Annotated in this window: 11 protein-coding genes and 1 pseudogene; 5 read left to right on the forward strand and 7 right to left on the reverse strand. The window is 74.4% G+C overall.

The features are described 5' to 3' along the window. The 4 genes and pseudogenes from WDV06_RS22780 to WDV06_RS22795 form a co-directional block, all read right to left on the reverse strand. Nucleotides 1-237, reverse strand: a pseudogene (locus tag WDV06_RS22780) (sulfate ABC transporter substrate-binding protein); the annotation flags it as partial. Nucleotides 238-475: 238 nt separating this feature from the next. After that, nucleotides 476-622 carry a putative leader peptide gene (locus WDV06_RS22785; protein WP_395511625.1) on the reverse strand — a complete coding sequence of 49 codons (147 nt, stop codon included), beginning with the start codon at nt 620-622 and terminating at the stop codon, nt 476-478. A 91-nt stretch (nt 623-713) separates the two neighbouring features. Beyond that, complete coding sequence (locus tag WDV06_RS22790) at nt 714-1,172, reverse strand: RrF2 family transcriptional regulator (RefSeq protein WP_395511626.1); 459 nt, start codon at nt 1,170-1,172, stop codon at nt 714-716. 103 nt (nt 1,173-1,275) lie between these two features. After that, a complete protein-coding gene (locus WDV06_RS22795) occupies nt 1,276-2,487 on the reverse strand; it encodes an acyl-CoA dehydrogenase family protein (protein WP_395511627.1) in 1,212 nt (403 codons plus the stop codon). 714 nt (nt 2,488-3,201) lie between these two features. Here WDV06_RS22795 and WDV06_RS22800 point away from each other — a divergent pair. Genes WDV06_RS22800 through WDV06_RS22810 form a run of 3 tightly spaced genes read left to right on the forward strand, consistent with a single transcriptional unit; the run spans nt 3,202 to nt 6,807 of the window. After that, entirely contained in the window at nt 3,202-4,281 is a 1,080-nt protein-coding gene (locus tag WDV06_RS22800) for an NAD-dependent epimerase/dehydratase family protein (RefSeq protein ID WP_395511628.1), read from the forward strand. Next, nucleotides 4,275-5,582 carry a DegT/DnrJ/EryC1/StrS family aminotransferase gene (locus tag WDV06_RS22805; RefSeq protein ID WP_395511629.1) on the forward strand — a complete coding sequence of 436 codons (1,308 nt, stop codon included), beginning with the start codon at nt 4,275-4,277 and terminating at the stop codon, nt 5,580-5,582. Before WDV06_RS22800 ends, WDV06_RS22805 begins: the two co-directional genes overlap by 7 nt. Before the next feature lie 25 nt (nt 5,583-5,607). Then, the gene (locus tag WDV06_RS22810; protein ID WP_395511630.1) at nt 5,608-6,807 is read left to right on the forward strand and encodes an MFS transporter; all 1,200 of its coding nucleotides are present in this window, start codon (nt 5,608-5,610) and stop codon (nt 6,805-6,807) included. Between the two features lie 18 nt (nt 6,808-6,825). Here the strand turns inward: WDV06_RS22810 and glpK are convergent, their stop codons facing one another. Further along, the gene (glpK, locus tag WDV06_RS22815) at nt 6,826-8,343 is read right to left on the reverse strand and encodes a glycerol kinase GlpK (protein ID WP_395511631.1); all 1,518 of its coding nucleotides are present in this window, start codon (nt 8,341-8,343) and stop codon (nt 6,826-6,828) included. Between the two features lie 39 nt (nt 8,344-8,382). Continuing rightward, nucleotides 8,383-9,231, reverse strand: coding sequence for an MIP/aquaporin family protein (locus WDV06_RS22820; protein ID WP_395511632.1), 849 nt, complete (start codon nt 9,229-9,231; stop codon nt 8,383-8,385). 298 nt (nt 9,232-9,529) lie between these two features. Here WDV06_RS22820 and WDV06_RS22825 point away from each other — a divergent pair, with 298 nt between their 5' ends. Further along, complete coding sequence (locus WDV06_RS22825; protein WP_395511633.1) at nt 9,530-10,270, forward strand: class I SAM-dependent methyltransferase; 741 nt, start codon at nt 9,530-9,532, stop codon at nt 10,268-10,270. A 788-nt stretch (nt 10,271-11,058) separates the two neighbouring features. Next, nucleotides 11,059-11,895, forward strand: coding sequence for a hypothetical protein (locus tag WDV06_RS22830; protein WP_395511634.1), 837 nt, complete (start codon nt 11,059-11,061; stop codon nt 11,893-11,895). A 45-nt stretch (nt 11,896-11,940) separates the two neighbouring features. Here WDV06_RS22830 and WDV06_RS22835 read toward each other — a convergent pair whose 3' ends face one another. After that, a complete protein-coding gene (locus WDV06_RS22835) occupies nt 11,941-13,392 on the reverse strand; it encodes an amidohydrolase family protein (RefSeq protein ID WP_395511635.1) in 1,452 nt (483 codons plus the stop codon). Between the last annotated feature and the right edge of the window lie 223 nt (nt 13,393-13,615).

Consider the following 13,615-nt stretch of genomic DNA (forward strand, 5'->3'; position numbering starts at 1 on the left):
GATCAGGCCTTCCTGGAGGCCGACCAGGGCGGTGGCGTGGGTCAGGTTCGGGAAGTACCCGATACGGACCTCGGACGCGGAGAGTGCCTTGCCGTCCCCGGCGGTGGCGCCGGCCGCCTTCGGCGCGTCCTCCTCCTTCTTCGCCTCGGAGCCGTAGCCGCAGGCGGTGAGCAGCAGGGGGAGCGCGGCGGTGACGGCGATGACGCGAAGGGCGGTGAGCGATCTTGCGGCAGACACGGAGGTGTCCTTTCACGGGATGGGTTCGCGGGGAAGCGCGGGAACGGGTGTGGCAAGGGCGTGGGAAAGGCCTTCGGCGCACACGGCATCCGCTCCCGGCCGTCGGTGGACGGACGGACGGGGGAGGGGAGAGCGGTACGTCAGGCGGTCCGGGGCGGTGTCCACCCGGTACGGCGAGCGGGGGGCATGCCGCCCGGCCGGTGCTGTGCGCGCGGGGAGCCGGGCGCGGTGAGCGGTGTCAGGAAGGCTGACAGATGGCGCTGGACGTGCGGACCAGATCGATGTGCCGGCGGGAGATCAGGGACGGTGTCCGGCCACCACGGTGCGGTGCGCGCATGATCGCCTCCCTTGGATTTCCTGGTTTTCCCACCTGGTTGGTAGGCATCTTGGCAGAAGGGCGCACCGGCCCCAAGAGGATGCCCACATGGTGGACAAAGCCGTCTCGAAAATTGAGAAGGCGCAGGTGGGGCGGGGTGTCAGGGATTGGTCCAGGCGCCAGGGGTATGGGTCAGCGCGGACACCTCGGCGGGCAGGTCGGCGGAGGCGACGTCGGCGAGCGAGACGCCGTCGAGGATCTCGCGCACGTTGGCCCGCAGGGCGATCCACAGCGGGAGCAGCGATTCGGCGGGGCCGGTGTAGGACAGGTCCGGCGGCCGGACCCCGCGCACGGAGACGAGCGGTCCGTCCACCACACGGATGATGTCCGCGATGCTGATGGACCCCGCCGGCCGGGCCAGCCGGTAGCCGCCGTTGCCGCCGCGCCGGCTGAGCACGAGGCCGCCCCGGCGCATGTCGCCCAGGATCCCTTCCAGGAACTTGTGCGGGATGTCCTGGGCTTCGGCGATGGCCTCGGCCTTCAGCGGCCCGTCGTCCTGTGACGCGGCAAGCTGCAGCGCGGCGCGTACCGCGTAGTCCGCCCTGGCTGAGATCCGCATGCGGACATTATCCCGTACGGCTCCGGCCGCCGTGGCCCGCGGGTGGGCCCCCGGCCGCCGGGCGGCTGCTCCTCCCGGGCGGCCGCACGGCCCGGACCGCGGATCAGCGCAAGGCCGCCGCCAGTGCGCGGTGCGAGCCGTTGAGGAAGTGCTCGCCGATGGAGCGCAGGCGGTGCGCGACCGGGCGCCGGGAGGTGAGGACGCGGGCGTTGCGCCAGAACCGGTCCAGGCCGGGGGCGTCGGCGAACTCCAGCACCCGGGCGGTGATGTGCAGGGCGGCCTTCGAGGTGACGGTCTCGGCCGTGGCGACCAGGGCGGCGACGCCCGCGGCCTCCTCCACGTCCAGCCGCGGGCCGGCGTCGAGGGCCCGGGCCATCACCTCGGTCGCCCGGTCGGCCACGGCGGTGGCCGTCTGGGCGGCGGAGGCCAGTTCCCCGTACGTCAGGAAGAGGTCCGGGTCCTCGCCGGGCAGCCGTCGGGCGCGGCCGCTCCGGCTGAGGTCGCGGGTCTCGGCGAGGGCGCCCTCGGCGATGCCGAGGCCGACGTGGCAGAGGGCGAGCCGCAGCGCCGGCTCGGCGAGCGCGGTGAAGGGCGGGGTCGACTCCTCGTCCCGCGGCCGGCGGCCCAGTACCTGCTCGGGTGCGACGGCGACGCGTTCGAGGACGGCCGTGCCCGCACCGGCGACGCGCTGCCCCAGGCGGTCGCGGGCGGGTTCGACGGTGAGCCCGCGGGTGCCGGGCGCGACGCGCACGACCAGGACGTCGCCGGTCACCGCGCACACGGCGTCCACCACGATCTGGTCGGCGGTGGTCGCCGCCGTGTCCACCGGCCGGTGGCCGTCCAGTACGTAGCCGGTGGTGCGCGGTCTCAGCGTGAGGTCCGGCCGGTCGGCCTCCTCGTGGGGTGCCGGTGCGCGCACCGCGCCGGTCCACAGCCACTGCTCGCGCACCGACTCCTCTTCGAGGGCGGCGGCGCGCTGGTCGGTGGTGTAGAAGCGCCCGCTCCACGCCTGCACGTAGTGGCGGGCGAGCAGCTCGCCGATCGCGCTGTCCGCCGCCGAGACCTCCCGTATGACGGAGCATCCGGTGCGCCAGTCCGTCCCGCGGTCCGCGCGGGGCGGGGTGAGGGAGGCCGGGAGGCCGGCCTCGCGCAGCCGGGCCGTCTCGTCGGCGGGCTGCTCGCCCGCCTGGTCGCGGGCCAGGGCGTCGGCGGCCAGGTCGTCCGCGACGTCGCGGGCGGTGCGCAGGAGCGCGCGCCGTCGCGCGGTGGCGGCCGGGTGCGCGGCGGCGTCGGGGGTCGTCGGCTCGGGCGTCACCGGCGGGACCTCGCGCCGCGGCGGGGTGCGGGGTCCCGGCGGAGGGTGCGGTCGGGTGGGACGACGGTGGTCATATCGGCTGCTCCGGGACGTTGTCGGGTGGCGCCGGCCGGTTGCCGGAAGGCGTGGGAGGTACGGGGAGGGGGACCGGGGCCGAGCTGATCCCCAGTTTTCCCATCGGATTGATAGGAATACTTGCCCGGCTCCGGCCGCCCCGGCAAGAGCATGCCCGGATGATGGACAGGCTGGTCCCGTTATACGGACATCCCGTCAGCGGGGCCGGGAGTCGGGGGAGTTCGACCCCGGCGGGCTCCTCCGGCGTCGACGGACGCGCCGGCCCGTCGATCCGGCCATCCGGCCCGGCCGGGAAGAGGCGGTCCTTCCGCTTCCGGTTCCAGTGGGGCGCCCACCTCCGGGCTCGGCCGTCGCGAAAACAGACCAACTCCGCTCTTCTCGCCGCCCCGCCGCCGGGTGGCGGGCAGTCTCGGCCACTCTCCCCGGCACCCCTTGCGCCGTCGGGGAGGCCGCGTGGTGAACTGGTCGAGCCGTAACCGATCAGGTGCGTGAGCATCACCGCGGGCCCGGGCCAGGGTTGAACGACACCGCCGTACCGTGCGCACCCGCCGGGTGCGAGCCGGCGGGCGTCCGCGCCCCGGGCGACCGCCGGCCATGTCCGCCCGTGCCTGCCCTCCTCCCCTCGCCTCGCCTCGAACCGTGAACGGAGCGATCGTGCACCACGGCACCGAAACCCCCGAACCCCCCGAAACCCCCTACGAGGAAGTGGCCGTCACCGGCGGAGCCGGATTCGTCGGCCGGCACCTCGTCACGGCACTCGCCCTCCTCTCCCGGAAGACCACCGTCGTCGACCACGCCCCCCTTCCGGCCGCCCTCGCCGCCCTCCCCGGCGTTCGCCACGTCCACGCCGACCTGCGCGACTACGGGGAGACCCTGCTCGCCCTCCAGAACGCCGACGCCGTGTTCCACCTCGCGGGCAACGCCAGCGGCACCGAGTCGGTGGCCGACCCCCGCCGCGACTTCCAGCTCAACGCCCTCGGGACCTGCAACGTGGGCAACGCCTGCCTGGAACTGGGCGTGCGCCGCCTGGTCTACCTCTCCTCCGCCATCGTCTACGGCACCCCCCGCCACAGCCCGATCCGCGAGGACCACCCCACCCAGCCCTTCCTGCCGTACGGCGCCTCCAAGCTCTCCGGCGAACTGACCCTGCGCAGCCTGTACGCCACCGCCGGACTGCCCGTCGTCATCGGCCGCTCCTTCGTCGTCTACGGTCCCGGCGAGGACCCGCGCCGCGCCGGCGGGGAGGTCTCGCAGTTCCTGCGCTGGCACCTCAACGAACAGCCCATCCCGGTCGTCGGGGACATCGACCGCAAGCGCCGCGACTTCATCCACGTCGAGGACCTGTGCCGGGCCCTGATCACGCTCGCCGCCCGCGGCGCCGACGGCGAGACCTACAACCTGGGGACCGGCACCGCCGTGTCGATGCGCGAGCTCGCCGACGCGGTCGGGGCGGCGACCGGCCGCCCGGCACTGCTGTCCGCCGATACCTCCAGCCTGGCGGACAGCTTCACCCTCCTCGCGGACGTGGGCCGGCTCCAAGGGCTCGGCTTCGCCCCGCGCGTCACCCTCGCCGACGGCCTCACCGGGCTCGCCGGTCTGCTGGGCCCCTTCCCCGAGGTGCCCTCCGCCCGGGCCGTGTTCCGCCGTGAGGCACCGCCCCGCAGGAGGCTGACCCCGGCCGCCGCCGGCGGGACCCGTGAGGAGGCCCGGACGTGTTAGCCGTCGACGGGGGCGCCCCGCTGCTCGCCGAGGGCGAGGCGGCCCCCTGGCCGCACATCACCGACGCCGACCGCAAGGCGGTGCTCGACGCGCTGGAGCAGGCCACCCCCTGGCACTGGCCCATGCGCACGGTGACCGGTCTGGAGGAGGCCTGGTCGGAGTTCACCGGCATGCCCCACGTCCTCGCCGCCAACTCCGGCACCGCCGCCCTGCACATGGCCGTCGCGGCCGCCGGGGTGGAGCCGGGCGACGAGGTGCTCGTCCCGGCCGACACCTTCCTGGCCTCGGCCTCCTGCGTGCTCCAGGCCAACGCCATTCCGGTGTTCGTGGACACCGATCCCGTCACGTTCACCCTCGACCCGGCCCTGATCGAGGAGCGGATCACCGACCGCACCCGCGCCGTCGTCGCCGTCGACCTCAACGGCCTGCCCGCCGACCACGACGCACTGCGCGCCATCGCGGACCGCCGCGGCCTCGTCCTCATCGAGGACGCCTCCCAGGCCCACGGAGCCACCTACAAGGGCCGCCCGGTCGGGTCCCTCGGCACGATGAGCGGCGCCAGCCTCAACGGCTCCAAGACCCTCTCCGCCCTCGGCGAGGGCGGCCTGTTCGCGACCCGCGACGAGGAACAGCACCGGCTGGCCCGGCGGGTGCTGATGTTCGGTGAGGAACTCCCGGGCCAGAGCCGCGACTACAACGCCCGCATCATGGGCTGGAACTACCGCATCGACGTCCTCGCCGCCGCCTTCGCCCGCTCCCAGCTCACCCGTCTGGAGGAGATGTCCCTCGTCCGGCAGGCCAACGGCGCCGCCCTCACCCGGGCCCTCGACGGCGTTCCCGGCATCCGTACCCCGGCCGTCCCCGAGGACCGCACGCACGTCTACTTCTTCTACCCGCTGCTGGTCCAACCCGAGGAACTGGGGCTCGACGGCCTCCCCGTCGCCGCCTTCCGCGACGCCCTCGCCCGGGCGGTCAACGCCGAGGGCCTCGGCATCATGCGCTGGCAGCCTCAGCCGGTCCCCGGCCAGACCCTCTTCCGGGAACTGCGCGGCTACGGCCGCGGATGCCCCTGGAGCTGCGGACACGCCCGCCCCGGCCACCACTACGACCCCGCGCAGTACCCGGTGAGCGAGGACGTCTGCCTGCGCCGCCTGGTGCTGGGGCAGAGCTTCAGCTCGTTCGGCCCGCCCAACGACGCCGCGACGATGCACCGCTACGCCGAAGTCCTGTACAAGGTCCTTGTCGAGGAACGGGAGGCGCTGATCGCCCTGACCCGGCGGACGGCCGCGGCGGCGCGGTGACGGACGAGAAGGGAACGTACCGAGGATGCGCGACGGGCCCGAGACCGCGGACGGACGCACGGCGACGCAGACCCCCGGCCCCGGCCGGCGGCCGCGGTCCATGCGGCTGGCCGTCGGCGCGGTCTTCTTCGTCACCGGAGCCGCCTTCGCCACCTGGGCGGCCCGGGTCCCCGCCGTGCAGGGCCGGCTGGACCTGTCCGCCGGGGAACTGGCCGTGGCCCTCGTCGGCCTGAGCGGCGGCGCCTTCCTGGGGCTGCCGCTGGTCGGCGGCCTGGTGGCCAGGTACGGCAGCCGAACGGTCCTGTGCGCCGGCATGGCCGCCTACCTGGGCGCCCTCGCGAGCCTGCCGCACGTCCCGGGCCTCGCGGCGCTGACGGCGGCGCTGGCCCTGTTCGCCTGCGGCAACACGGCCGTCGACGTGGCCATGAACACCCAGGGCGTCCTCGTCGAACGCGCCTATGGCCGTCCGGTCCTCGGCGGCTTCCACGCGATGTTCAGCCTCGGCGGCATCGCCGGAGCCACCGCCGGGGGCCTGGCGGCCTCCGCCGGCGTCGGCGTCCGGGCGCACTTCACCGTGGCCGCCCTCGTACTGCTGGCCGTGGCGGGTGCCGCCGCCACGGCCCTGGCGCCCGACCCGCCCCGGCCCGCGGGCCCCACCCGGAGGGACCCCCTGTTGGCCCTGCCCGGCCCGGGCCTGTGGGTCCCCGGCCTGGTGGCCTTCTGCGCGCTCATGGGGGAGGGGGTCGTCAACGACTGGGGGGCGGTGTACCTGAAGGAGGAGACCGGGGCCTCCCCGGGCGCCGCGGGCCTGGGGTACGCCGTCTTCTCCGCGGGGATGGTCATCGGCCGGCTCACCGCCGACCGGCTGCGGGCCCGCCTCGGCACCGTCCGCTTCACCCTTCTGAGCGCCGTGGTGGCGGGTGCCGGGGCCCTCGTCCCGATCCTCGCCGCGACGACGGCGGCGGGCTTCGCCGGCTACACCCTGCTGGGCCTGGGGCTGGCCGCGGTCATCCCGCTCGTCTTCGCCCACGCGGCCGCCCTGCGGCCCGAGCGCACCGGCTCCTCCATCGCCGCCGTCTCGGCGGTGGGCTACGTGGGCTTCCTCGCCGGGCCGCCGGTCATCGGAGCGCTGGCGGAGGCGACGACCCTGCGGTGGGCGATGCTCGTCCTGCCGGCGCTGATGGCGGCGATGGCGCTCCTGGCCCCCCGCCTGCGCCGCCCCTGACCTCCCCGTCCGCCGCGGCTACTCGACCTTCGCCCAGTCGAGGGTGCGTTCCACGGCCTTCTTCCAGCCCGCGTACCCCTCCTCGCGCTGCTCCTGCGACCACCGGGGCTCCCAGCGCTTGGACTCCTGCCAGTGGGTGCGCAGTTCGTCCGTGTCCCGCCAGAACCCCGTCGCCAGCCCGGCGGCGTAGGCGGCGCCGAGCGCGGTCGTCTCCGCGACCACCGGACGGCTCACCGGAACGCCCAGCACGTCGGCCTGGATCTGCATGCACAGGTCGTTGGCCGTCACGCCGCCGTCCACCTTGAGCACGTCGAGGTGGACCCCGGAGTCCTGCTCCATCGCCTCCACCACGTCCCGGCTCTGGTAGCAGATGGCCTCCAGGGTGGCCCGGGCCAGGTGGCCGTTGTCGTGGTAGCGGGCCAGGCCGACGATCGCGCCGCGGGCGTCGGAGCGCCAGTACGGGGCGAAGAGGCCCGAGAAGGCGGGCACGAAGTAGATGCCGCCGCTGTCCTCGACGGTGGCGGCCAGGCGCTCGGTCTCGGCGGCGTCGGTGATGATCTTCAGCTGGTCGCGCAGCCACTGGACCGCGGAGCCGGTGACGGCGATGGAGCCTTCGAGCGCGTACACCGCCGGCTGGCCCGCGAACTGGTAGGCCACGGTGGTCAGCAGCCCGTGCCGGGACCGGACCAGCTCGGTACCGGTGTTCAGCACCAGGAAGTTGCCGGTGCCGTAGGTGTTCTTGGCCTCGCCCGGGGCGTAGCAGACCTGTCCGACCGTGGCCGCCTGCTGGTCGCCGAGGACCCCGGTGATGGGGATGGCGGCCCGCAGCGGGCGGGAGGTACGGGCCTGGCCGTACGCCTCGGGGTGGGAGGACGGGTGGATGGCCGGCAGCATCGACCTGGGCACCCCGAAGAAGCCGAGGAGCTCGTCGTCCCAGTCGAGGGTCTCCAGGTCCATGAGCATGGTGCGGCTGGCGTTGGTGACGTCGGTGGCGTGGATGCCGCCGTCGGGGCCGCCGGTGAGGTTCCACAGCACCCAGCAGTCGGTGTTGCCGAAGAGGGCGTGGCCCTGTTCGGCGGCCTCGCGGACCCCCTCGACGTTCTCCAGGATCCACTGGATCTTCCCGCCGGAGAAGTACGTCGCCGGCGGCAGCCCGGCCTTGCGCCGGATCACGTCCCCGCGCCCCGAACGCTCCAGCGCCGCGGCGATGGAGTCCGTCCGGGTGTCCTGCCAGACGATGGCGTTGTAGTAGGGGCGGCCGGTGCGCGGGTCCCAGACGACGGTGGTCTCCCGCTGGTTGGTGATGCCGATGGCCGCCAGGTCGGTCGCGGAAAGGTTCCCGTGCCGCAGGGCGTTCTGGATCACGGAGTTGGTGCGCTCCCAGATCTCGATCGGGTCGTGCTCGACCCATCCCGACCGGGGCAGGATCTGCGAGTGCTCCAGCTGGTGCCGGGCCACCTCGTTGCCCTCGTGGTCGAAGATCATGAAACGGGTGCTCGTGGTGCCCTGGTCCACTGCGCCGACGAAGTCAGCCATGGGGTTGCCGCCTCTCTCGGGTGCGTCCTGCGGGCCGTGTCAGCTCTCGTCCGGTGCCGGCACCCGTCCGGGCGGCTCCGGCTCGGCGGTCGGCAGGTACCGGCCGATGAAGAACTTGTACAGACCCGCGCCCAGCAGACCGCCGATCAGCGGGCCGACGATCGGCACCCAGAAGTAGAAGTTCCCGTACTGGTCGCGCCACGCGCCGCCGTATCCGGTGAGGAAGCTGGCCAGCCGGGGCCCGAAGTCGCGCGCCGGGTTGATCGCGTAGCCCGCGTTGGTGCCGTAGGCCATGCCGATCGCCACCACGATGAGACCGACGATGAACGGCCCGAGGTTGGCGCCGGGCGGGGTGTTGAGCAGGTCCGTCACCGCGAGGATGAGCAGCAGCAGGATCGCGGTGCCGATGATCTGGTCGCGCAGCGCGCCCCACTCGGTGACCGGCAGGTTCGGGTTGCCGTTGGCCGGCAGGGTGGAGAAGACGCCCTGCGTCTTGATGGTGTGCGTCGGGTCGACCTTCGCCAGTGCCTCGCAGTAGTTCCAGCGCACGATGAGGGCGGCCACGAAGGCGCCCGCCGTCTGGGCCAGCGCGTACGGGGCCACGCGGCTCCAGGGGAAGCCCTTGAACGCCGCCAGCGCGACCGTCACCGCGGGATTGAGGTGGGCGCCGCTCAGCCGGGCGGCGACGTAGACGCCGAGGACGACGCCGAGACCCCAGGCCCAGGCGATGCTGTCGTGGTTGCCCAGTCCTCCGGGGGGAGTGGTGAGGCCGCCGCCGGCGACCACCTGGGCCACCACGCCGACGCCGATGAGGATGAGGATCATCGTCCCGGCGAACTCCGCCGAGAGCTCGCCGATCAGCCCCGACTTCTTGAGCCGCTCAGCCATGGTGCCCGCTTCCCGCCGGCCTGAGACCGGCCGTCGACTGCCCCGAGACCTCTAGCGCCATCGTAAGTCCGGTGACGCCATCGGGCGCGGGGAGCGGGGCGCCGCCGCGCGAACGGCCCCGGCGGGGTCTTCCGCCGAACCCGACGGGTCCCCGGCCTGTTGGAGTCATCGGGGAGGGGCCGGCGCGATCTTCGTACGTTCGACCAGTGCGAAGTGCCGCGGACGACGCAGGAGACTCTTCCACCGAGGGCCGCGGCTCGTCATGGGAGCCGACGCCACAAATCGAGGGGGAACCACGATGAGTGGTCAGTTGTACGACGGTATCGGGGAAGCGTTCGAGGGCTTCAAGACCCTGCCGCTCGTCCGCTACGGCGAGGTGCCGAGCTTCCTCGCCCTGGTCGGGGACGTCAGGGGCAAGGCCGTGCTCGACATCGCCTGCGGAACCGGCTTCTACAGCCGTGAGCTCAAGCGGCGCGGCGCGTCCCGCGTCTTCGGCTTCGACATCTCCGGCGCGATGGTCGACGCGGCCCGGGCGATCGAGGACGCCGAGCCGCTGGGGATCGCGTACGAGGTCGGGGACACGGCCACCCTGCGGGAGTTCGACCGGCCGTTCGACGTCGCCGTCGCCGTCCAGGCCTTCAACTACGCCGCCGACGTGGCCGAGATCGAGCGGATGATGCGCAACATCCGGCGCAGTGTGGTGCCCGGCGGCGCGTTCCACCTGTTCGTGATGAGCCCGGCCTTCGACTTCGACGGTCCGTCGCTCGACAAGTACGGCTTCCTGTGCGAGGCGACCGGAAAGGACAACGGGATCGGGCGCGGGATCCGCCTCACGGCGCTGCTCGACCCGCCGGTCTCCTTCGAGGCCGTCGTCCCGTCGCGGGAGACGTACGAACGGACCCTGGAGGCGGCCGGGTTCACCGGCGTCGAGTGGGTCCCGCTGACCGTCTCGGAGGCCGGGGTGGAGAAGTTCGGCCGGGAGTTCTGGGCGGACCACGACGCGAACCCGCCGCTGACGATGATCCGGTGCACCGCCTGACGGCCGGTACACCGCAGGACGCCCGGCCGCGCCCCGGGGGGGGGGGTCCCGGCGGGCCCCCCCGGGGGGGGGGGGGGGGGGGGCGCCCCCCCCCCCCCCCCCCCCCCCCCCCCCCCCCCCCCCCCCCGCCCCCCCCCCCCGGGGCCCCCCCCCCCCCCCCCCCCCCCCCCCCCCCCCCGCCGGCGCGTGACGGCACCGGACCGGTCTCCGGGGCCACCGCGCGAGGCGTACGGAGCCTCCACCGCCTGGGCGTGTGCGTGCCCGACACGCGCCGCGGCGTCACCGGCGTGCGGCGGACCCGCGGAGCGCGACCGGCGCCGTACGTCCGCGCGCCGGCCGCGCAGCCGGGCGGCCCGTGTCCGCGTACCGCCGGACGGCGGTCGAGCCGCCGGTCGGTCCCCGCGGGCCCCGGACGTCGCACACCCGCCGGTCGCCGAGGCCCTGCTGCGGGAGCGTCGCGCCCGGCCCCCGCCGACCCGTCGGCCGTCCCCCGCGCCGGCGCTGTCGCCCTGCGCGACCCGGCCGCCGGGGGGGTTCTCGACCCCCGGGCGGGACCCCGGCGTCCGGCCCCTCCGCTCCGCCCGCCCCGCAGCCCGGGATCCGGGCCGGCCGCGCGGACACCGGCCGCCTGACCCGCACCGCCGACGCCCCTGCCTGCGAAAGGGAGTTGCTCCTCCGCAAGGCCCTCGGCCGGGCCCCGCGCGAACCGTCCGCCCGCGACCCTCGAACCGGCCTGACGCATACTCAACACCGGTACCGCACTTCACCGTAGAGGTCCGAGGAGATCCATGGCCGACACCGTCCACTCACTCACCGCCCACGTCCACGAACTGCTGGTGACGCACCTGACCCAGAGCGCCGCCGCGGCGGCACCGGCGCCGGACGTGTTCTCCTTCCTCACGGGCACGGTCCCTCCCGCCCCCCGGCGAACCGACGTCGCCGCGGGCCTCCACGACGCCGTGGCGAGGGCCGCCGCCCTCGGTCCCGAGGGAGCCTGGCTCGTCGCCGCGGGCCACGTCACCCTCGGCGGCATGGCCGTCCTCGGGCGTGACGCGGAGCGGGCCCTCTTCCACTTCGACGCCGCCGTGACGGCCGGCTACAACGACTGCGTCGCATTCCACATCGGCCTGGTACGCCCCCTGCACCACGACCCCCGCTTCCGCGCCCTGTACGCGCGGATGCGGGTCACCCAGGCCGACCTCGACGAGTTCTTCTGGCTGCACCAGGAGATGCAGACCACGGCGAGGGAGGCCCAGACGGCGGCCGTCGACGACGTCGGCCGCCACGACACCGGGGTGTCGCTGCTCCCGCAGGCCCCCCTGCCGACCCGTGAACCGGACACCCCCGGTGTCCTGGTCACCCGGCTGGACCTCGCCGCGACCCAGACCGCGATCCAACGGGTGGCCGTGCAGGCGGAGTTCCGGCGCAGTTCCGGCAACGTCAGCCTCAGCCTCATCGACGGCTCGTGGGACGACGACCGGGCCCTGCGCGACGCCCGGTACGCCGATCAGCTGGATGACCTGCGCCGGCGGGCCGCCGAGTCCCGGGCGTTCGTCGAACGCCCGGGCGTCGCACGGGTGCTCGCCCCCTGCCCGCCGCTGGGCTCCCTGACCTACCCGGTCTGAGGGGGCCGGGCCCGCGCGGCGGCCGGCCTCACCCCGCGCGTCCGGTCAGCCGGCCGCGCGCAGCCGGTTGGCGGCCGTCTCGGCCTCGCGCACGACCCGGGCCGTGTCGACGTCGACCAGCCGGCCGCCGAGTTTGAGGGCCCGGCCGTCCACGAACACCGCGTCGATGTTCTCGGGGCGGCCGTTGAACACGATCTGGCCTGTCCAGTCGAAGCGGGGGGCGAAGTTCAGCGCCGCCGGATCGATGACCAGCAGGTCGGCGCGCTTCCCGGGGGTCAGGGATCCCACCCGGTCCGCGAGGCCCAGCACTTCGGCCCCGCCCAGGGTGGCCATCCGCAGGACGTCCTGCACCTGCGGGAAGACCGTGGCCTCGGTCGCGCGGGCGCGCTGCAGACCGATGGCGGTCTTCATCAGGGCGTGGAAGTCCGACGTGTCGTTGGTTCCGCCGTCCAGCCCGAGCCCCACCTTGACCCCCCTGCGTCCGAGGTCGGACAGCCGCATGATGCCGGAGGCCAGCCGCATGTTGCTGAGCGGGCAGTGGGCCAGCCGTACGTCGTGCTCGGCGACGGCGGCGATCTCCGCGTCCGTCAGGTGGATCGCGTGGTTCATCAGGAGCCGGGGCCCCAGCGCGCCGATGTCGGTGAGGACCCCGACGGGATCGTCGGCGCGCATCTCGGGGCGTTCCAGCACATGGGAGTTGAGCATCACCCCGAGTGCCTGGGCGGTCTCCCAGTGGGCGCGGTTGTCGGACGCGGCGGACCGCGCCGCGTGCGTGGCGATCTGGAAGGAGCCGAGCGGCAGGGGGTCGATCAGCTCCTTCTTGACCTTCGCCGCCAGCGCCCCGTCGGGGGCCGGCGGGAACATGGCGTACGTGAACCGCAGCCCGGTGCCGGCCAGGGCCCGTACGTAGCTCTCGACGAGGTCGTACGAGAAGATGTCCACCCAGTCCACCAGCGTGGTCACGCCCGACTGCACGGCGTCGAGCGCGGCGAGCCGTACGAAGCTGTGGAGGGCCTCGGGGGTCAGACGGCCGCGCTGCGGGTCGGTACACGCCCGGAACCAGCCGAACAGGTCCGCATCGGTACAGCCGCCGCGGATCACCGCCTGCCACAGGTGGTTGTGGGTGTCGACGAACCCCGGCATGACCAGCTTGCCCGAGGCGTCCACCACCCGGGCGCCGGACGGCGCGGGCAGCGCCTGCCCGACGGCGGCGACGGCACCCCCGTGCAAGAGGACGTCGGCGTCCTCGACGGCGCCGAGCGGGCCGCTGCCGAGGGCGGGGTCCATGGTGAGGACCAGCGAGGCCCCGCGGAGCAGGACCGTCCGGCCGCCGGGGACGGGAGGGCGGGCGGAAGGGCGTAAGGACGGGTCGACGGGCGCCGGGCGCGGGGCGGAGCCGACGACGAGCGGGGCGGCGGCGGCCAGGCCGAGGCCGGCGAGCAGGCCGCGGCGGGTGGGGGCCGCGGGGGCGGTGGGGGTGGCGGGGATCGACTGCATGGCGTGGTGCCTCCCGAGGGCTCAGAACGGAAGGCCCGCCCGGGCGCGTCGCCGGCGGTGCGTCGGCCGGGGCGGGAGAACACCCGCAGCATTCCCAGCGGACGGCCAAACGATAGACGCCAGCGGAAAACTTTTTCCGGAACGTGGGCGTGGGTGCGGCGCCACCGGTGACCGGTTTGGGCGGGTCCGTACCGGAAAGGCGTAGAGCGGTGGCAGCGGCCGC

This window comes from Streptomyces racemochromogenes, assembly GCF_044129415.1.
In the GTDB taxonomy this organism is placed as follows: domain Bacteria; phylum Actinomycetota; class Actinomycetes; order Streptomycetales; family Streptomycetaceae; genus Streptomyces; species Streptomyces racemochromogenes_A.